Here is a 19,492-nt window from a genome sequence, read left to right as displayed (position 1 = left end):
GGATTTTATGTTTTATCAAAAAAAATTAAAGAAAACAATAAATCAAAAATAAGGATATGAGTGCATGACTTATGATGATCTTCAGGACTTCATTTCAGATCGAAAGAAAAAGAATGATTTTATCCAGATTGATGATGAAGTGAGCACCGAACTGGAACTCACATGGATACTGAGTGAGGAGGAAAGGGCTGGAAAGGGACGTACAATTCTTTTTGATAATGTAAAGGGTTATGACATACCTGTTGTTGGAAACATATTTTCAACCCAGGAGAAAATGAATTCCATTCTTGGGGATAAGCCAGAAAACATTGGAAATGCAATGCGAAATCTCATAAGGCCACCAAAGGAAAGTGAATCCCTCATCGGCAGGGGCATGGAGATGCTTAAGGAACTTGGAGGTCTCAGACCAAAGTTGCATGACAGATTACCGTCCTCATACAGCGTAATCGATTCTGTAGATCTGGACAGATATCCCATATGCACAACCTGGCCGGATGATGCAGGACCCTTTATTACATTACCAGTTGTAATTACAAGTGATCCTGAAACAGGCAGAAAAAATGCAGGCATGTACAGGATGCAGAAATATGATTCAGAAACCATGGGAATGCACTGGCAGATACACAAGGATGGTGCAAAACATTTTGATGAGTATAAGGAGAAGGGAAAGATCATGGATGTTTCCGTTACACTGGGAACAGATCCACTTACAATATTCTCAGCAGTTGCACCCTTACCGGACCCTCTGGATGAATTCTCATTCTGGGGTCTTATTAGCAAGGAAAGACCAAATCTTGTGAAAGGACAGAGCGTTGATCATCATTACCCAATGAATTCCGAGATCGTTCTTGAAGGATATATTGACTCATCAGAATCAAGAATAGAAGGACCCTTCGGAGATCACACAGGATATTATTCCCTGCAGGAAGTGTTTCCAATTTTTCACATCAGGAAGATAGTTGAGAAAAAGAATCCTGTATACCCAACAACCATTGTTGGAAAGCTGTGGCACGAGGATGTGATTATGGGAAAATCCATAGAAAGGCTATTCCTTCCTCTGGTGAAGTTACAGATACCAGAGATAGTTGACATGAATACAATGGAGGAAGCAGTGTTCCATGATATGATCGTGGTTTCCATAAAGAAGCGCTTCCCGGGACATGCCAAGAAGGTTATGTTCGCTGTGTGGGGTACCGGTCAGTTGATGTTCTCCAAGATAGTGCTCATTGTTGATGATGACATCAATGTTCATGACAGAAAACAGGTAATATGGGCCATGAGCACGAGGATTGATCCTGCAAGAGATGTTATTATTATCCCGGGAACTCATACGGATACGCTTGATCATGCCTCTTCGCTTTTGAACTATGGATCGAAGATGGGCATAGATGCCACAAGGAAATGGAAATCGGAGGGATTTAACAGGCCATGGCCAGAAACGCTTTCAATGAAACAGGATATTCAGGAGAGAGTAGATCAACTGAGAAAGAAGTTCACGAATCAAAATTAAAAGGATTCGTAGATTACATAAAACTGGAACATACTGTTTTTGATATACCCTTTATAGTGGCAGGCAGCTTCATTGCGGCAGGAAAATATCCGGGCACCAGGATCATCATTCTTGTAATTCTGGCAGGTACACTGGCAAGGGCCACCGGTATGTCCATCAACAGACTGCTTGGAAGAAAATATGATGTGATCAATCCACGTAAAAGGAAATGGGGACTGGTAACAGGATCACTTTCCATGACCAGTGCCATTACCTTTACAGTTATAACAGCAGCACTCTTTGAGCTGTGTACGTTTCTTCTAAATCGCTTTGTGCTTATTCTTTCTCCTATAGTTTTGGCACTCTTCATAATTGATCCAATGCTAAAGAGAGTTACAAGATGGAGGCACTTCTTCATGGGATTGACCATAGGCGTGGGAGTGATGGCCGGTTATCTCGCGGTTATACCTCACTTTCCTTCATCTCCAGAGATATATATTCTTGTGGTTACAACTGCAACCTGGATAGGCGGTTTTGACATGGTGTATACAATACCGGATGTAGACTATGACAGGGAGAATAATTTAAAAACCGTGATGACTGCCTATGGTGTCAAAAAGGGAATGATCATTTCAGATATTACCCATGCATTTACACTACTTTTTTTCACATTGCTTATATTTTACATCAGCAGTTATCTGTATGTTGCTGAACTTATTCTGATATATTTTCTCATAATATACCAGCATTATGTTCTTGATCCTGATGATCCTTCAACGGTGAGAGTTTCTTTCCTGAATTCAAATTCATTCATTGGGATATCCTTCCTGTGTGTTCTGATCCTGACCCAGTATGTGCCATTGCTTGCATTATAAAGTTTAAACATATAATAATGTAATATTTTCAAAAAAGTAGTTTCAAAGTTTCTGCTTTTATTTGCTAATGGTAGTAATGGATCTTAAACCGATGAACCAGTATATATTTTGCACAAGGGAAGTTCTAAACAGATAAAATATCGCTTAAAACTCCCCCCGCGGTTTCAAGAGGTCCATCCATATCCTCTGATATATATACAGGATTCCTTTCTTTAAACCCGATACTGCATGCCATACCCATTGGTGCAAGTTTCAGGAATGGATCTTCACTGTTCAGTGTGAATACCCGTGATTCAACACTAAACTCCTTATTCATTGAGATTTTTGCGAGCAGCATTTCGTTCTTTTTAATATTATTTTCATCGATTCCGGAGTATTTCAGGTCCTTCAGCCTCATTGGTTTATGGAAAAGGGAATTTGCTATAATCACTGCCTTTCTTGCGGAATCTGTGCCATCCAGATCATCAGTCATATCTGTTTCTGCAACACCCTCTTCCATAGCTTTCCTTTTGGCCTCTTCAAGATTCATTCCATCGTTTACCTTCTTCATTATAAAATTCGATGTAAGATTCACAACACCTGTGAAACTGTTTACAGTGAATGATGGAAAACTGCTTCTAGTGAGTGAGAATACTGGCAGACCGCCTGCAACTGTTGCCTCGAAATAGAGCTTTTTGTCAAATTCTGAGGATGCTTTTCCTATTTCAGGAAAGAAGTTTGCAAGTCCAGATTTGTTGGCTGTTACAATGTGCTTACCATTTTTCATCAGAGTGATATAATCATCCCTTTCTCTTTCACCATTTTTTGATGCTGTCCTCATGTCCACATAAATATCAAAATCCATCTTACTGATATTCACTGATTTCCTGTAGTCCTGTGGTGATTTCATGAAATTATTGATATCAGCCATGGAGAGACTTTCTTCTGAGAATAGCTGACCTCTTGAATTCTCGATCCCCATGATCTTTATATCAGAATTTAGGTTAGAAATAAGTGATAGGAGGTTTTTGGAAACGTTTCCTGTCCCTGCTAGATACAGTTTCCTCATTGTTCCAGCTCCACTTTTCCAACTGAAATGACCTCATCATCCTCACCTACATCCATAAGTTTCACACCCTGGGAGTTTCTGCTCACCTCTCTTATTGTTGAAGCCCTGATTCTAATGGTCTGTTCATTTCTTGTCATTATTATGATCTCGTCATTTTCATTTACAGGAATGGCATCCACTATCTTTCCAGTCTTCTCAGTGATCTTCATAACCTTCACTCCCATGCTTCCTCTGTGATGACTGGTGAACTCATTTTCCTCTGTTCTCTTTCCAATTCCCCTTGAGGATACAGTCAGTATGTTCTGACCTGATTCAATGGCGAAGGCCTTGATCACAAACTCATTTCCCTGAACTCTCATTGATATGACACCCCTGGACGTCCTTCCTGTGGCCCTGATCTCATCTGATCTGAAACGTGCTGCCTTTCCATTGCTAGATATTACAACAATATCATGATCGGATTCTAATATGAACGCAGATACAAGTTCATCTCCATCCTCAAGGTTTATTGCCCTGATTCCCGCTGAGTTGATATTTGCAAAATCCTCCACAGATGTCTTTTTAATATAGCCACCTCTGGTTGCCATGATAAGGAATGCTCCCTCACTTTCCTCAAATTTGAGAACTTCTGTTAATCTTTCACTCTCTGCAAGCCTGAGGAATGCTGAACCGATCACTCCTACCCCTGTTCTGCTCTTGCTCTCTATCCTGTAAGCCTTTATCTTGAATACCCTTCCTGTGTTTGTGAAAAAGAGAACGTTATCATGGGAACTGCAGTGAATAAGCGATCTCACCTGATCTTCGTCTCTCACGCTTGTCTGCACACCCTTACCGCCTCTCTTCTGAGCGCGGTATTCGTCAAGTGTTACCCTCTTGATGAAGCCTTTCTCTGTTAGTATTATGACACTCTCCTCAACGGGGATTGTCTGATCCTCTGAAAGATTGACATGACCACCTATCTGAACTTTGGTTCTTCTTTCGTCACCGTATTTCTTAATCAGGTACTGTATTTCATCTATGAGAATTTTATCCCTCTCACTTTCATTATTTATTATATTGCTGAGCCTTTTCAGTTCGTTGAATGTTTCCTCTAACTCCTTCTTTATTTTTTCATGCTCCAGTGAGGTCAGTCTTTGCAATCTCATGTCAAGAATGGCGTTTGCCTGAATTTCCGTTAATTCCAGTGATTGCATTAATTTTGTTCTTGCCTCAGTTGTTTCCCTGCTCCCTCTGATCAGGGATATTACCAGATCAAGCTGTTCTATGGCCTTCTCCAGCCCAAGCAGTACATGTTCCCTCTCCTTTAGCTTATCATAATCAAACTGGCTTCTTTTCAGGATAACCTTTAATCTGTGATCTATGTAGCTTTTCATTAACTCCTTGAGGTTCATCTGCCTTGGCTCATTGTTTAGAAGAACCAGATTGTTAATGCTAATGCTCTGCTCCAGTTCAGTCTTTGAATAGAGCTGGTTCAGTATGAGTCCTTTCCGGTCCTCATCCCTGATTTTTATTACTATTCTCATCCCTTCCCTGTTGCTTTCATCCCTCACGTCAGTAATTCCCTCTATCTTTCCATCATCAACATGTCTTACAACGTTCTCGAGGAATGTTACCTTATTAACACCGTATGGTAGACTTGTAATTACAATCCTTTTCTTATCCTCAGCATTGACCTCTCCACGACATATGACCTTGCCTCTTCCAGTTTCGTATGCCCTCTTCAAATCCTCTGTCATCCAGATTATTCCACCACCTGGAAAATCTGGCCCCTTCAGATGCTTTAGCAGATCCTCTACAGTTGCCTCAGGATTCTTAACAAGTTCTATGATCCCATTTCCAACCTCTGTAAGATTGTGCGGAAGAAGGTTGGTAGCCATACCCACCGCTATTCCTGAACTTCCATTTATTAGAAGATTTGGCACTACCGATGGAAGATAATCAGGTTCCTGCAGGGAGCCGTCAAAGTTCAGCCTGAACGGTACTGTGTTCTTGTCTATATCCTTAAGCATCTCCTCTGCAAGCTGGTTTGTTCTTGCTTCTGTATACCTCATTGCAGCAGGTGCATCTCCATCTATTGATCCAAAATTTCCCTGCCCATCAATAAGTGTATATCTCAGGGAGAATTCCTGCGCCATCCTTGCCATTGCATCATAAATTGCACTGTCCCCGTGAGGATGATATTTACCCATGGCCTCCCCAACTATCCTTGCAGACTTTCTGTATGGTTTGTCATGTGTGAAATTGTTTTCATACATTGAATAGAGTATCCTTCTCTGTACTGGCTTCAATCCATCCCTAACATCCGGGATTGCCCTGCTTACGATTACACTCATTGCATATTCGAGATAGGACTTTTTAATTTCTGTTTCTACTGGTTTCAATTCCATTCAGATCACCTTAAAAATCGATTTCCTCCACGTACTTTGCATTCTCTTCTATGAATCTTCTTCTTGGTTCTACCTTGTCTCCCATGAGAATTGAAAAGGTGTGATCTGCCTCATCTGCATCTTCAACATCTACCCTTACCAGTCGTCTGGTATCAGGATTCATAGCCGTATCCCAAAGCTGCTCAGGGTTCATTTCCCCAAGACCCTTGAACCTCTGTGTTACCACATTTTTACCAAGTTCTGTTACTATCTTATCCCTTTCCTCCTCGGAATATACATAGTAGACCTTGTCACCCTTCTGTACCCTGTAGAGCGGTGGCTCTGCAAAATATATGTTTCCATTTTTGATCAGTTTCAGTGCATGCCTGTAGAAGAATGTAAGTAGCAGGGTTCTTATATGTGCACCGTCCACATCGGCATCGGTCATGATTATTATTTTTCCGTATCTTAAAGTGTCAAGATTTAATTCATCTCCCACGCCTGTACCGAGCACTATGATAAGATCCTTGATTATCTGATTGGCGAATGTTTTGCTGTCATTTGCCTTTTCCACATTCAGAATTTTGCCCCTGAGTGGCATTACTGCCTGATATTCCCTGTTTCTTGCCTGTTTAGCAGATCCACCTGCAGAGTCTCCCTCCACAATATATATCTCTGTTTTTGATGGATCTGATGATGAGCAGTCTGCAAGCTTGCCCGGCATACTCCCGGTCCCCAGGCTTGACCTCTTCTTTATGAGTTCTTTGGCATTTCTGGATGCCTCTCTTGCCTCTGCAGCCATTAATGCTCTTCTTACTATGAGATTGGCCACATGTGGATAGCTTTCCAGATAAAACTTCATCTGACTTTCCAGTATGGACTGCACAATACCCTTGATTTCACCATTTCCCAGTTTTTCCTTTGTCTGCCCCTCAAACTGCGGATTATACATTTTTATGTGCAGAACAGCAACAAGTCCATCCCTTACGTCATCTCCAATTAAATTGTCCACCCCCTTTACGAGGTTATTCTTCTTTGCAAAATCCAGAATTGCCTTAGACAGTCCCGTCCTAAAACCGGCAACGTGAGTTCCGCCTTCGTCCGTTCTGATATTGTTTACAAAGGACTTCATGACCTCCATGGAATTTGAAGAATACTGAAGTGCAAATTCAACAACCACATCTGATTTTTCTTCCTGCCCCCTGATTGTTTCCTTTAAAAGCAGATCATATCCTTCAGAAAGATATGATACAAATTCGGATAACCCTCCTGAAAAATGAAATGTATCTTTCTTTCCTGATCTTTCATCCCTCATCTCAAAGAATATATTGGGATTTAGATATGCCAGTTCCCTCATTCTTCGTTCTAGAATTTCGTAACTGTATACTGTCTCCTGGAAAATTTCTGGATCAGGCCAGAATTTAATTGTTGTACCGGATTCACTCTTTAAATTGAGTGTTATATCCTTCAGAATTGGATCATTATCCTTTTCATCTTCCTTTACTGTTATCAGATGACCATCTGGTATGCCTCTCCTGAAAATTTCATAATAAATATTCCCATTTCTTTTAATTACAGCAATAAGTTTTTCTGAGAGTGCATTAACAACGTGTACTCCTACCCCATGAAGACCGCCAGTAACCTTGTAAACCTTTTTGTCAAATTTTGCACCGCTGTGTAACTCCGTCAGCACTATTTCAAGTGCCGGTCTCTTGTATTGAGGGTGTATGTCCACTGGAATGCCTCTTCCATTATCCTCAACTGTTACACTACCGTCTCTTCCAAGCGTTATAAATACCTTATCTGCAAATCCTGCGTTCGCTTCATCAACGCAGTTATCTACAACCTCGTAAACAAGATGGTGAAGACCGCCCTCTCCAGTATTACCTATATACATTCCTGGCACTTTTCTTACGGCCTTCAATCCCTCAAGTATCTGTATCTGTGATGCGTCGTATTGATCCAAACTTATCCTACCCACATGGTTTCATTACATATATTGTTTTTAATTTTTTTTCACACATCAATATTATAATTGAAGAGTCAATAAAACACTAATTCAATCGAAGATCAAAATTTGGTCTATTTATTCAGTACATTTGTGTAAAATGAGATGTATCTGAATGGCTCTTCCATATCTTCGCCATTTCCATTTTTGTTCTCGTATTTTCTTATGAACTGTGGTTCACCAAAAACCTTTGTAATCTGCTCACTCCCCCGGTCAAAATTCATCAGATATTTTCCTCTCATTTCCTTCCTGACAGAAGAAAGATCTCTGTAATCCTTTATGGAAAAATTGTGCTCATACCAGTTCTTGCCAGGATATGGTGGATCCATATACAGAAAAGTTTTTTCACTGTCATATTTCCTTATGAATGCAAGGAAATCCATGTTTTCCAGTTTCCAGGTAGATATGGTCTTGTGTATTGCCGGGAGAACGCCAATTGTTTTACCCATTGCCGTGAAGGTACTCTTTTCCCTTGATGTTGAATATGTTTCTCCCATTCCACCAAAGGTTGTGTTATACCTGTAAAATGTTTTGAAGGCACTGTATGTTCTGTCCTCCCTTTTTTCATCTGATTCTTCCTTCAACTGCTTCCTGAATTCCATAAAACTTTTTGGTGAGGTCAACCACTGTTTTACATATTCCATAAACGAATCGTATGAATCTCTGAGGCTCAGTAAAAGATTGTATAATTGAGTGTTTAATTCGTTATATATTACGTTCTCTGCACCCATGTTTAGTGAAACCGTTGCTGATCCTCCAAAAACATCAGCGAATGCTTCCATATTTGATTTTTTCCAAACTTCCCTTATATCAGGAATGGAAACCCACTTTGAACCGGGATATTTTATGAGCCTCAACTTTTTCATCTTAGATCCTTTGAGACCGGATTGATAGCTCGCATAAAAATATTGAAAAATTTTTTCTTACTCCATGCAGCAACTCATTTTTGAAATATCCCTTGAGTAGGATTGGGCTGCAATCTTTATTCCCTCTGAAATTGTTGGAAATATGTGTGTCATTGATACAAGATCTTCAATGCTCATATTATTCCTCAATATGTAAGCACCTTCCATTATTATCTCCGTTGCCATTGGTGAAATAACCTGTATACCAAGGATTTTATGATCATCTGCTGAAAACAGCAACTTATAGATCCCTTTTGTTTCATTTATAATTCTGGCCTTTGGAACTGATTCAAGATCTATCTCTACTGACTCATGGGCAATCCCTTTTTGCCTCAGTTCATTTTCACTGTACCCTACAAAGGCACCCTGCGGGTCTGTGAATATTCCCCATGGTATGAATGTTTCATCTACTGGCACGTAAGGCTGCCCAAACATGGCGTTTGCTGCGATTGTTCCCTCTCTTGCTGCAATGGTTTCAAGGTTAAATTTCTGTTCTACCACATCACCTGCAGCATATATCTGTGAATTTGATGTGCACATACTCTCATCCACAGTTATACCTCTACTGTTATATTTCACACCAGCTTTTTCAAGATCTAAGCTTTCCACATTGGCCTTTCTTCCAGAAGCAATCATTACCTTCTCAAACTCAAATTTAGAAATAGATCCTTCATTTTCTGCAATTATTTCATAGGATGTTCCATTTTTTTTAATTTCATTCACCGAATATCCTGTGAGGACCTTCAGATGATCCGACTGAATGGCATCTATTAGTTTACGATCAACATCTCTGTCACCCATCCTGTTTATAGTATCATGATGTTTGAAAATAGTTACATTTACACCGAGCATGGAGAGTGCCTGGCCCAGCTCCAGGGCAATATATCCTCCACCAATTATGCCCATGGAATGAGGTTTTTCTCTCAAATTCCAGACACTATCGCTTGTGAGAAGTTCACCCTTCAATTCCTTCACTCCTTTTATATTCGGGTATGATGAGGATGATCCAGTTGCAATTACAATATTATCAGCACTTATTTCTGACCTTTCGTTACCATTTACAACTTCTAACCTATCAGGGCCAAGAAATCTTCCACGACCATTCATTATGTGAATATTGGGATAATATGTCAGCACATCCTCATATTTTGTCTTTCTCTCGCCTGATGTCAAATTTTCAATACTTTCCATGAGCTTCCTGAAATCCAGAGAATTTTCGTCAGATGATATACCTGGAAATGGAGGATGAATCATCTTCTGATATAATTTTGCAGACTCAAGGATATACTTTGATGGGACGCAACCCACATTAACACATGTGCCTCCAATAAATCCATAGCCTATCATTACAATTTTTGCCTGATTATGGCTCAGTTCAGAGGTTTTTATGGCAAATGAGAATGCTGCTGCTCCCCGACCCAAAATGGCAATATCAAATTCCTCCTGCATCACTCCACCTTTTTGATTATTGCCTTATAATGGGATTGTGGAGAAAAAACTGGACTTTTAAGTATCCTGTCCTTTGGATCTTCCGAATCATCCAGTTTGAGACTTCCTATCCCTTTTTTATAATCTATGTTTATATCTTTTGCACCTATTTTTTCCATTTCATTTTTTATGGTGAAGGCGCAGTCCTCGCATGTCATTCCGTATATTTTCAGTTCAATCTTTTTTTCTACCATATACAGAAATTAATTCTGTTTATAAATAGTACAAAGTAAACTTTTGTTTACTAAAAGATTATATTATTTTTCTAACTTTATTAGCATGGATGAATATTCAAGGAGACAGAACAGACTTGAGATATGCATGATAGAAGTTGATGGTAAAAAACTCTGCATCGATCCTTCATTGCCTGTTCTCAGGGTGCTCTCAAGAAAATATTCCCTGCTTGTCATGCTCAGCATTAAGATCAATGGTAAAGGTTCTAACTTCAATAATGTGAAGGCACATATACCAATGTCAAGTTCTACCATAATCTCAAAGCGATTAAGGGAACTGGTAAATTCTGGTATAATAAGCAAGAGTAACGCAGGAGGAAAGTTAACCTACACTCTCACGGAGTTTGGTGATAGGTTACTGACTTCTCTTGAACCGTTCGTCAAACTTGTAAGTGATGAGGCAACCTCGTAGATTTAATTTCATTTTGTCTTTTCTGCAATCTTTTGCCTCATTTCCCTTATAATTCTCTCATAATTGAATGATGGCATCTCCTTTTCATATAGGACAACTGCCAGTGGTGATAATTCGACTGTTATCTGATTTGTCCTGAATATTTCCACATTCCTTTTCATTGTTTTGAGCTCTTCCTGAAGTCTTTCGGCAATCCCATCAACCACAAGCTCTTTTGAATTTGAAAGCCCACCGCCTATCATTATGGCTTCTGGATCAAAAATATTTACAAGGTTTGCGACACCTCTGGTCATGTTTTCCACAACCTTGTCGATAACCCGTATACATTCTTTATCTCCAGCCTCAGCACCGTCAAAAACATGTCTTGCCTCAAGTTTTTCCGGTGGAATTTTTTTTAAATAGGGTGATTTTGCATAGGTATTCATGGCTTCTGCTATCCTCAGGGTACCCTTTCCACCAGCCATGATTTCAAAACATCCTCTTCTTCCACAACCACAGACAGGACCAAGGGGATCTATTACCATATGTCCAAATTCTCCAGCCATTCCCAGAGATCCTCTATAAATTCTATTGTTGATGAATACACCTCCACCTATGCCGGTGCTCATTGTAATATACAGGAAATTGTCCTGAGACTTGCCATTCCCAAATATTTTCTCAGAAATAGCTGTTGCTGTGGCATCATTTTCTATGTAAACTATTTTTCCCAGTCTCTCCTCCAGCATTTTTGAAAATTCAATTTCCGTTCCACCAAATAGATTTGGTGATGAACGTATTATGCCCCGTCTCGCATCAACTGCTCCTGCAATAACAACAGAAATAGCATCAGGAATCCTCCCGGTTTCCTCCTCGATGCTTTCCACCATATTGCCAATTAGATCTACCATTTCCTGTGGAGAGTTGAATTTAGGAGTCTTAATTTTAAGTCTCTTATGGATTTCACCATTACTCTCTGAAAGAAATACAGATATTTTAGAACCACCTATATCAAATCCCAGTACGTCCAGAATCTACCACCTTTTTTACGACCAAAGTCAGGTTATTTATACCTATAACAACCACATGTTCACCTTTTTCAATTCTCTCGTTTGTCTCAGTCCTTGCCTTCCACCTTACACCTTCAAGAGATATCCATCCTTCTGGATCTATATCTGTGTCTGCAGTACCTTCACTTCCAATCATGGATTCCCAGCCTGTAACAGGTTTTCTCACCTGAGACCTGACGATTCTATTTATATAATAGGCTATAAATGCTGCAATCAAAAGAACAAGTACTGCAGTTATTATGAATGAGTCGTTTATTGGAGAAGGTGAATATCCCGAAGAATAGGGTTGTGCAGTAAGATCATACTGTGGAGATACAAGAAATAGAGTTCCGATTATATCAACAGCAACACCAGCCATAAGTGCTATTCCATGTCCAGTCTTGAATTCTAGAAATATCAGTATGGAGCCCATAACCAGAAAGACAAGACCCACGACTGAAGCATCGATCAACTGTGATCCGAGGAACCCCAAAATTATCAAACCTAAACCAAGTAATGTCATAAAAATTGTTCGGTGGTATAAATCCAGTAATATGGCAAGTGAGCCGAATGAAATTAGAAGACCATCCACTGTGGCATTGCTTATGAAACTGACAAACTGGTCAAAATAGGATTCGGAAATTGTGTCCTGGTGGTATCCAGCCATGTTTATTCTTGCTAGAAAGTTGTTGAAACTGGTCGTGTTTCCATTGATAAGCCCATTTGATGTGGCGCTGGAATATGAATAGGTTGCGCCATTGGTTACCATAAGAGATGCGGCTGTGGCATTATGATTATGTTCCTGTGCAAGGCTTATCATAAGTGACTGAAAATCGGATGCATCCTCTGATGGGGTTGCTGGACCTATTACGGAACCTCTGGCCATCCATACCTGTGTGGAGGCCATTGCTATGTATGCGCCTGCATATGCACCGAAACCATTTGTGGTGATATATGTGAAAACTGGAATCCCAAGGGATTCGGTGTGATTAATATCGTCTATTATGGTAAGCATGCTATCTATCAAGCCACCCTGAGTGTTCATTTCAATGACAACACCTGCTGTATTGGTGCTGTTCAACCCACTCAATGCACTGTTGAACATGTCCACCGCTCCCGGGTCAACTGAATAGTCAAAATTGATTATAACCAGGTTTTTACCTGTACTGCTCTGCATATATGTAACATTATTTGAACTGTTATGATTAGTTGAACTTTCTGGTAACATAGAAACTACCAGAATTAAAATAACTAAGATCGCCAGAATTAGTGGGATCTTCGATTTATCCATATCCAACAATTTCATACCTATATTTAGTATTATTTACATTAACACCCGCAGCCATGTAATTGAAATTGTTCACAAGCTTTTGGAAAGTAATAGTGAAGGTATATCATTGAATACACAGTGAATAACATCATTGAGTGAAAAAAGAAATGCTTCATGACCTATTATGTCACCAGAATTCTCATATATATGCCTTTGACACCGCTATAGAATCTACCGAAGTAATGTAGGTATTAAGGTAATGGCATGAGTCATTTAGTTTGTATTAATGAAAATCTTGCAAAGAAATCAATGAAATATGCTTCAGATGAAAGAGATATGGCAATTTAATTGATTTCAAAAACGCAAACCAATTTATATTAGAAAAAGTTTTTAGAAACTTCAAAATGCGTGAACTATGAAAACTGTTTTTGTTAAGGATGTTAATAAATTAACTTCTGGAGAAAGTATAACTTTAATGGGATGGGCTCAGGAAATAAGAGTCATGAAGAATATAGGTTTCATAATACTGAGAGATAGCAGTGGACTTATTCAGGCTACTTTCAGGAAAGAAAATAAACATTTCGCTGATCTTACCAACATAACAAGAGAAAGTGTTGTTTCAATCACCGGGAAAATTCCTGAAAAGGTGATGAGCAAACTGGGAATGGAGATTGTTGTTGACTCAATGGAAATTCTAAACAGGGCTGAGGTTCCACTCCCAGTTGGAATTGTTGATGAGGTTGAGGTTGATTTTGATACAAGATTTAACAATAGATTTATGGATCTTAGAAAGCCTGAACATCACAGAATATTTATCATAAAATCCGCACTGCTGTGGGGTATAAGAAATTACCTGATGAATAAGGGATTTACAGAGGTTCAAACCCCAAAAACGGTTTCTGCTGCAACTGAGGGAGGTGCAGAACTTTTTGGTGTAAAATACTTCGAAAAGGATATCTTCCTTAATCAAAGCCCACAATTATACAAGGAAATGCTCATTGCTTCAGGAATAGAAAAGGTGTTTGAGGTGGGTCCAGCATTTAGGGCTGAGGAGCACAACACACCACGGCATCTGAACGAATTTACATCCATTGATATAGAAATGGCATTCTCTAATCATGAGGATGCAATGAAGATGCTTGAAGAATCCATCGCAGCTGGTGTAGAGAATTTCCTGAATAATGTGCCAGAGGCAAAGGAAGTGTCTCTGGTAAAGGAAAAACCAGTTACACCATTTCCAAGAATTACATACAGTGAATGCGTTAAAATCCTCAAGCAAGAAGGCGTAGATCAGAAGGATGGAGAGGATCTGAACAACGAAGGTCTAAAGATTATTGGAAAAAGATTTGAAAATTTCTATTTCATAATAAACTGGCCAACCACGGTGAGACCATTCTATACAGCAACTCTTGACGATAACAAGAACTTTACGAAGTCATATGATCTTCAGTTTAAGGAGATAGAGCTAACTTCTGGTGCCCAGAGAGTTCACAATCCGGATGAATTAAAAAGTAGAATAGAGGAAAAAGGCTTAAATTCAGATAACTTTGAATTCTATCTTAGAACATTCAGATATGGGATGCCACCACATGCTGGATGGGGACTGGGTCTTGAAAGACTTACTCAGGTCATCCTCGGGTTAAATAATATTAGGGAAGCTTCCCTATTTCCTAGAGATAGAACGAGAGTTTTTCCCTGAACCCTTCTTTTTTCTTTCTTCTCCAAAAACAAGTCTATCCATTTCTTCAGTGTCGGCCGCTTCCAATTCATCAAGGTCATGCAGAATTTTCTTTTTATCCATCGATAAGACCTAATATTATTAATAAAAACAGGAATAAAAATTTTATCATCAACTTTTGAACGTTTATATACTCTGGAATAAGGATTTATAATTTTGAGCTATGAGCAAATATGGAAATAAAGGAAATAGGAGTTGTGGGTGCAGGAACCATGGGAGCATCCATTGCATATCTAATGGCATTCAATGGATACGAGGTTCACCTTGTGGACATAAATGATGAAATGCTGAACAGGGGAAAGATGAATATTGAAAAGATCATGCAATCGCAGTTAAAATTCAGCAACGGCAGGTCAGAAAAGGAAATTGAAAAAATAGAAAAACTCGGTGTTAAACTTACTGATGAGCAGAAAGAACAGATAAGGAAAACGCTAAAATCATCTTACACAGATGAAGTTGTGAATCTAATAGCAAAGAGAATCCACTATTCATTAAAATATGATGAAATGAAAAAATGTCAGCTTATAATAGAAGCTGCCTTTGAGAATATAGATGTCAAAAAAGAGATAATTCAAAAACTAGGTGGGATCATGGATGGAAAAGCAATCCTTGCCTCAAATTCCTCCTCATTAAGTGTAACCCAGATGTCAAAGTTTTACAGGTACCCTGAAAGATTTATACTGACTCATTTCTTTAATCCGCCTTATACACTCCCACTGGTAGAGATTGTAAGATCAATGGAAACTTCTGATGAAACCTTTGAGCAAACCATGAGTTTTTTTAGTGCGTTAAAAAATCATAGGGGTCCGGTTAAACCCATATCGGTTAAGGAGGTGCCAGGGTTTTTGGTTAACAGGATACTGGTACCAATGATAAATGAAGCCTTCTTTATGCTGGATGAAAGAGTTGCCTCTGCAAGAGACATAGATTCAGCCATGAAATATGGGGCAGGGATGCCCATGGGCCCACTGGAACTCGCTGATATGGTTGGTATAGACGTCACTTATGACGTTATGAAAATTCTTTATGAAGAATATGCCGATCCCAAATTCAGACCTTCCAATCTTTTGAAAATGTACAGAAATGCAGGCAAGCTTGGGAGAAAGACTGGAAAAGGAGTTTACAGCTACTGAACTGGAAACCTTCCTCTTTCTTTCGTTATAATGAATGTTCCTGGTGTTATTTCATACTTTGATCTGGAAGTTCTGACTATTGTCAGAAAAGCAGTCTTTATGCTTTTATCATGTAAAAACCTGTTAATTGATTTAATCATTGTTCTGTTCAGTTCCAACATTTCAAATCTTTCCATATTTCTGTCGAAAATGTGGACAGGCAAGAGTTTTCTATCTTCCTGGAACAATGACATTTCAAATTCCACGGTAAAACATTCTCCTATCTCAATTCTCATTTTTTACACTTAAGACTTTAACTCTAAAGAGATATTTAAATTTAGCGATTTATTCCAAGACAATTATTAAGGTGAAAGGAGAAAGTAAAACGTTAAATATTATGAGCAACGTTGTAAATCTAAATATATATCTTTCAGTATATTTTAAAATATTAATGATATAAACTATCATGATTTATTCAATATGAAAATATTTGGAAAATTCAGTTTTTACAGCAAAATTATGATTATTCTATGAATTTATTCTGAATTTAATTTTATTACTATTGTTTAAGCAAACAAACACTTTTAAATCGTTTTGGTGTGATGAATAGGTTAACGGTAAGATAAGAGAAAGAAATTGTAGTTAAGTCAGGTGATCCAGATTACTATAAATCAGAGTTTTATTGAGATGATTTCCTTCTTATTTATCTATATGAATTTTTGAATCTAGAACCATTACTTTTGAGAAACTTATCGGGATAACAGAACGTTCATTTTTCAAAATTCATATATACATTGTGAATATCCTGAAGAGAGGGCTCGTAGTCTAGTGGTTATGATACCGCCCTTACAAGGCGGTGGTCACCGGTTCAAATCCGGTCGGGCCCATAGACATAACAGTATGAAAAAATCATATTTCTCAACTCCTAGAACTTTCCTGACGATCTTCGTCCGCAAATGCCACTACGGCCTTCGTGTCACTCACTACTTGAGTACCAGCTTGTTGTTACTATACTTGCTTAACAGTTCAGGATTCCACACCCAGATTATCTTCCCATTATGCTGAACAATTTTTCCAGATTCTTCTAGATATGAAATTATTAGGTTGAATGTTTGGTACATCACTTTCTTCTCCAATGCAAGCCACAGCTGCCTCTTTGATGGATATTCTTCTGCTTTTCTCAGAGTATCCTCCACCATAAGGATAGTATCCAACCTCGGATAATGTAGTATTGACTTATTTTCCATCATGTTACATATTTTTATGTAATATATAAGTTTATACGCACATGGCTGACTCATGAATATTCTGGTTGGTAGATTTGGTTATTCTTAAAAAAATACAGTATATTTTGGAGGCCGTATTCAACTATTGCTTATGTCGCTCAAATAGAGTTTGTTATCACCTGTCTCCTGTTGGTCCATTTTAGAAAAAAGGGATCTATATTTGGAAATCCATTAAAATAATGTTTTGTATAATCAGCCAAAACGTTTTGAAATCAGACAGCAACGTTACGATTGATAATTCAAAACGGTTAACTTTCGACGATGTTCTTTACCCATGTCCCTTTTTGAGGATTTAGAAAATCCACAGTTGTATCTCTGTAGAAGAAGTCTTTCCCTCTAACCGTTCTTGCAAAAATGAACTGTTACCAGATAATTGATTCCGACCACTTTGTTCTATTAATTCTACAATTGTCTGGTATTCATTATTATCAACAATATCGGGGTCAACAATTAGGTCAATGTCAGTTGAGCCCACATGCATAAAAGTATCTTCCCGGATTTTACGAGATTCAAATAGCAGGTACGGTACCAAACTTCCAATTAAAACTATTGCTACTTTGTATAAGTCTGAGAGTTCGCATTAACTCTATTGGAACACTTTTAGATGTGTGAATCAATTGATCTTCAAAGGCAGATGAAAAACGTGTCTTCAAGATATATCATCCTCTTTGCTATTTATCTCAAGAATTTTTTCAGCCTGCTCTTGTCCCCGGCCTGGGTATGTGAATAGATCTACAAAAAGTTGGATGTTACTCACCACATTTATTCCTCTGATCTCCCTAAAATCCATAAATATTCCATCATCAAAGGGCTCAAAAATCCTAATATTGGCTCCAGAGCTTGTTGGTCTGAGGTCAAGTTTCTTCACTATCTCATTTAGGTCTCCTGAGATATATACCCATACATCATTATATCGTACAAATGGTGCTACCATTGAAGCTCCTGCCATTCCTGTGAATGCGTATTTCAGATTCAACTCATCTGCTGCCTTTGCGAGTTTTAATATTATCTCTTCTGGACTTCTTGCAAATGAGAAGAAAGCATTTGATCTGCTCTTTTCTACTGTCCAGTTTGATGCCCAATTTTTTAGAAGCCTTTTTGAATCTATTAATTTAATGCTCTTGTCCTCATCGCGTGATACATAGCCTTTATCTTCAAGCTGATTCACAACAAAGTAAACACCGGCAGGGCTCATTCTGCATATATTGGCAAGTTCTGTGTTCTTCCATTTCTTACCAGGATCATTAAGGATTGCTCTTAAAATGCGAGTTGCCTTACTGGCAAATATACCGCGATTGAGACGTCTCTCTGTTTTCCTCTCAGCGATGCTTATACGGTCTACCAATACTGAGTCAAATTGCAGGTATGCGTCTCCTATTAAATCAATATAACCTATGTTTTCTGATTTAAGAATTTCCCTTGCTCTTTCACTAATGTAAGGGGCGACAAAAACGGGGTATATTCCTTTTTTAATTTTAGTTAAATTTTTAAGTTGATAAATGGACCTTTCGACAAACCTTGGCTCTCCATTGGATTTAACCTCAATAAGTAGGTTTTTCTTTTTATTTCCGGTTAGAATCTTGACCATTATATGAGAATAACTCTTTTTGTCTATTGGTATTTCGTATGATATGTCCTCTATATCCATATTCGGTAGGAGAGATGGTAGTTTCTTAATGAATTCATTAATCGTTTCTTTTTCATTCATTGAATGTAATTTAGTAAATTCCAATTTTTTACCAAATGGTAAATTCATTGTTTTCATTTAAATGATTTGTATTTTTTTACTACTCATCTAACAATGCAGGTAGGGTTTGCCCTGACAATTCTAGAAAGAAAAGGAAAAACATCAAGAACAGGAAATGGAAAAAGAGGAGATCCGTTTTTTTTCCCATCAAGGCAGTCTTAGGTTAGGAGTTTCACCGACAGCATCAAATAATTTTGAATTCATTTAATGTGTTTATAATCTATGATATCTCACTTTTCTATACTCATGATCCATTGATCAGATGTGGCATGAAACAAGAGAAGCAATCCACCAGCTAAGTAAATTATGTTTAGACAATACAAATTCAATAGTGTTTAATTATTCACATTGATTTTAGTCATTTTAGAATCGATTACTTATAACTTTGAAACTGCTTTTAGAAATATATATTGCAATAGAGATTAGTAAATGAGCATATAAACAATTGAATGCTTTCTCTTTTTCCTTTATATAATCTTGAAGTGGTTAT

16 protein-coding genes and 1 tRNA gene are annotated in these 19,492 nt (G+C 38.3%); 6 read left to right on the top strand and 11 right to left on the bottom strand.

Annotated elements, in window-relative coordinates; translation table 11 throughout:
* The first annotated feature begins 64 nt into the window (after positions 1-64).
* Complete coding sequence (locus tag CSP5_RS02845) at positions 65-1,510, top strand: menaquinone biosynthesis decarboxylase (protein WP_077076014.1); 1,446 nt, start codon at positions 65-67, stop codon at positions 1,508-1,510.
* Positions 1,429-2,364: a UbiA-like polyprenyltransferase gene (locus CSP5_RS02840; protein WP_083705209.1), complete on the top strand. Its 936-nt coding sequence runs from the start codon at positions 1,429-1,431 to the stop codon at positions 2,362-2,364. Before CSP5_RS02845 ends, CSP5_RS02840 begins: the two co-directional genes overlap by 82 nt.
* A gap of 124 nt (positions 2,365-2,488) precedes the next feature.
* Here the strand turns inward: CSP5_RS02840 and CSP5_RS02835 are convergent, their stop codons facing one another.
* The 6 genes from CSP5_RS02835 to CSP5_RS02810 all read right to left on the bottom strand — a co-directional run bounded on the left by CSP5_RS02835 (position 2,489) and on the right by CSP5_RS02810 (position 10,373).
* Positions 2,489-3,412 carry a hypothetical protein gene (locus tag CSP5_RS02835; protein ID WP_077076013.1) on the bottom strand — a complete coding sequence of 308 codons (924 nt, stop codon included), beginning with the start codon at positions 3,410-3,412 and terminating at the stop codon, positions 2,489-2,491.
* Positions 3,409-5,799 carry a DNA gyrase subunit A gene (gene gyrA, locus CSP5_RS02830; protein ID WP_021789862.1) on the bottom strand — a complete coding sequence of 797 codons (2,391 nt, stop codon included), beginning with the start codon at positions 5,797-5,799 and terminating at the stop codon, positions 3,409-3,411. Before gyrA ends, CSP5_RS02835 begins: the two co-directional genes overlap by 4 nt.
* Positions 5,800-5,809: 10 nt before the next feature.
* Positions 5,810-7,750, bottom strand: a complete 1,941-nt coding sequence (locus tag CSP5_RS02825; RefSeq protein ID WP_077076796.1) for a DNA gyrase/topoisomerase IV subunit B — start codon at positions 7,748-7,750, stop codon at positions 5,810-5,812.
* Between the two features lie 110 nt (positions 7,751-7,860).
* Positions 7,861-8,652 carry a DNA adenine methylase gene (locus CSP5_RS02820; protein WP_021789864.1) on the bottom strand — a complete coding sequence of 264 codons (792 nt, stop codon included), beginning with the start codon at positions 8,650-8,652 and terminating at the stop codon, positions 7,861-7,863.
* A gap of 57 nt (positions 8,653-8,709) precedes the next feature.
* Positions 8,710-10,140 (bottom strand): mercury(II) reductase, encoded by a 1,431-nt coding sequence (merA, locus tag CSP5_RS02815; RefSeq protein ID WP_021789865.1) that lies wholly within the window; start codon positions 10,138-10,140, stop codon positions 8,710-8,712.
* Positions 10,140-10,373, bottom strand: a complete 234-nt coding sequence (locus CSP5_RS02810) for a heavy-metal-associated domain-containing protein (RefSeq protein WP_021789866.1) — start codon at positions 10,371-10,373, stop codon at positions 10,140-10,142. Before CSP5_RS02810 ends, merA begins: the two co-directional genes overlap by 1 nt.
* Positions 10,374-10,458: 85 nt before the next feature.
* Between CSP5_RS02810 and CSP5_RS02805 the strand changes: the two genes are divergently transcribed.
* Positions 10,459-10,824, top strand: a complete 366-nt coding sequence (locus CSP5_RS02805; RefSeq protein WP_021789867.1) for a winged helix-turn-helix transcriptional regulator — start codon at positions 10,459-10,461, stop codon at positions 10,822-10,824.
* Positions 10,825-10,832: 8 nt separating this feature from the next.
* Here CSP5_RS02805 and CSP5_RS02800 read toward each other — a convergent pair whose 3' ends face one another.
* Positions 10,833-11,762 carry an ROK family protein gene (locus CSP5_RS02800; RefSeq protein ID WP_241810788.1) on the bottom strand — a complete coding sequence of 310 codons (930 nt, stop codon included), beginning with the start codon at positions 11,760-11,762 and terminating at the stop codon, positions 10,833-10,835.
* A 49-nt stretch (positions 11,763-11,811) separates the two neighbouring features.
* Positions 11,812-13,140, bottom strand: coding sequence for an NfeD family protein (locus tag CSP5_RS02795; RefSeq protein WP_021789869.1), 1,329 nt, complete (start codon positions 13,138-13,140; stop codon positions 11,812-11,814).
* A gap of 394 nt (positions 13,141-13,534) precedes the next feature.
* Between CSP5_RS02795 and aspS the strand changes: the two genes are divergently transcribed.
* Both aspS and CSP5_RS02785 read left to right on the top strand, forming a co-directional pair.
* Entirely contained in the window at positions 13,535-14,818 is a 1,284-nt protein-coding gene (gene aspS / locus CSP5_RS02790; RefSeq protein WP_077076012.1) for an aspartate--tRNA(Asn) ligase, read from the top strand.
* Between the two features lie 212 nt (positions 14,819-15,030).
* Positions 15,031-15,990 carry a 3-hydroxyacyl-CoA dehydrogenase family protein gene (locus CSP5_RS02785; RefSeq protein ID WP_021789872.1) on the top strand — a complete coding sequence of 320 codons (960 nt, stop codon included), beginning with the start codon at positions 15,031-15,033 and terminating at the stop codon, positions 15,988-15,990.
* Here CSP5_RS02785 and CSP5_RS02780 read toward each other — a convergent pair.
* The gene (locus CSP5_RS02780; RefSeq protein ID WP_021789873.1) at positions 15,984-16,265 is read right to left on the bottom strand and encodes a hypothetical protein; all 282 of its coding nucleotides are present in this window, start codon (positions 16,263-16,265) and stop codon (positions 15,984-15,986) included. The genes CSP5_RS02785 and CSP5_RS02780 overlap by 7 nt on opposite strands.
* A 518-nt stretch (positions 16,266-16,783) precedes the next feature.
* Between CSP5_RS02780 and CSP5_RS02775 the strand changes: the two genes are divergently transcribed.
* Positions 16,784-16,856 (top strand) — tRNA-Val (locus CSP5_RS02775).
* 96 nt (positions 16,857-16,952) lie between these two features.
* Here CSP5_RS02775 and CSP5_RS02770 read toward each other — a convergent pair.
* Positions 16,953-17,219, bottom strand: a complete 267-nt coding sequence (locus tag CSP5_RS02770; RefSeq protein ID WP_077075995.1) for a hypothetical protein — start codon at positions 17,217-17,219, stop codon at positions 16,953-16,955.
* Between the two features lie 685 nt (positions 17,220-17,904).
* Positions 17,905-18,963: a type IV toxin-antitoxin system AbiEi family antitoxin gene (locus CSP5_RS02765; RefSeq protein ID WP_171970417.1), complete on the bottom strand. Its 1,059-nt coding sequence runs from the start codon at positions 18,961-18,963 to the stop codon at positions 17,905-17,907.
* Positions 18,964-19,492: the final 529 nt, after the last annotated feature.

Origin of the sequence: Cuniculiplasma divulgatum (assembly GCF_900083515.1) — an archaeon.
GTDB classification, from domain to species: Archaea; Thermoplasmatota; Thermoplasmata; order Thermoplasmatales; family Thermoplasmataceae; genus Cuniculiplasma; species Cuniculiplasma divulgatum.
Note: the sequence above shows the minus strand (reverse complement) of the source record. Positions and strands in the feature narration are given on the sequence as shown.

Coding starts and splice junctions, on each gene's coding strand:
- merA (WP_021789865.1), bottom strand. CDS start 10,140: ATGCAGGAGGAATTTGATATTGCCATTTTGGGTCGGGGAGCAGCAGCA.
- CSP5_RS02795 (WP_021789869.1), bottom strand. CDS start 13,140: ATGGATAAATCGAAGATCCCACTAATTCTGGCGATCTTAGTTATTTTA.
- CSP5_RS02780 (WP_021789873.1), bottom strand. CDS start 16,265: ATGAGAATTGAGATAGGAGAATGTTTTACCGTGGAATTTGAAATGTCA.
- CSP5_RS02805 (WP_021789867.1), top strand. CDS start 10,459: ATGGATGAATATTCAAGGAGACAGAACAGACTTGAGATATGCATGATA.
- CSP5_RS02820 (WP_021789864.1), bottom strand. CDS start 8,652: ATGAAAAAGTTGAGGCTCATAAAATATCCCGGTTCAAAGTGGGTTTCC.
- CSP5_RS02835 (WP_077076013.1), bottom strand. CDS start 3,412: ATGAGGAAACTGTATCTAGCAGGGACAGGAAACGTTTCCAAAAACCTC.
- CSP5_RS02845 (WP_077076014.1), top strand. CDS start 65: ATGACTTATGATGATCTTCAGGACTTCATTTCAGATCGAAAGAAAAAG.
- gyrA (WP_021789862.1), bottom strand. CDS start 5,799: ATGGAATTGAAACCAGTAGAAACAGAAATTAAAAAGTCCTATCTCGAA.
- CSP5_RS02785 (WP_021789872.1), top strand. CDS start 15,031: ATGGAAATAAAGGAAATAGGAGTTGTGGGTGCAGGAACCATGGGAGCA.
- CSP5_RS02765 (WP_171970417.1), bottom strand. CDS start 18,963: ATGAATGAAAAAGAAACGATTAATGAATTCATTAAGAAACTACCATCT.
- CSP5_RS02840 (WP_083705209.1), top strand. CDS start 1,429: ATGGCCAGAAACGCTTTCAATGAAACAGGATATTCAGGAGAGAGTAGA.
- aspS (WP_077076012.1), top strand. CDS start 13,535: ATGAAAACTGTTTTTGTTAAGGATGTTAATAAATTAACTTCTGGAGAA.
- CSP5_RS02770 (WP_077075995.1), bottom strand. CDS start 17,219: ATGATGGAAAATAAGTCAATACTACATTATCCGAGGTTGGATACTATC.
- CSP5_RS02810 (WP_021789866.1), bottom strand. CDS start 10,373: ATGGTAGAAAAAAAGATTGAACTGAAAATATACGGAATGACATGCGAG.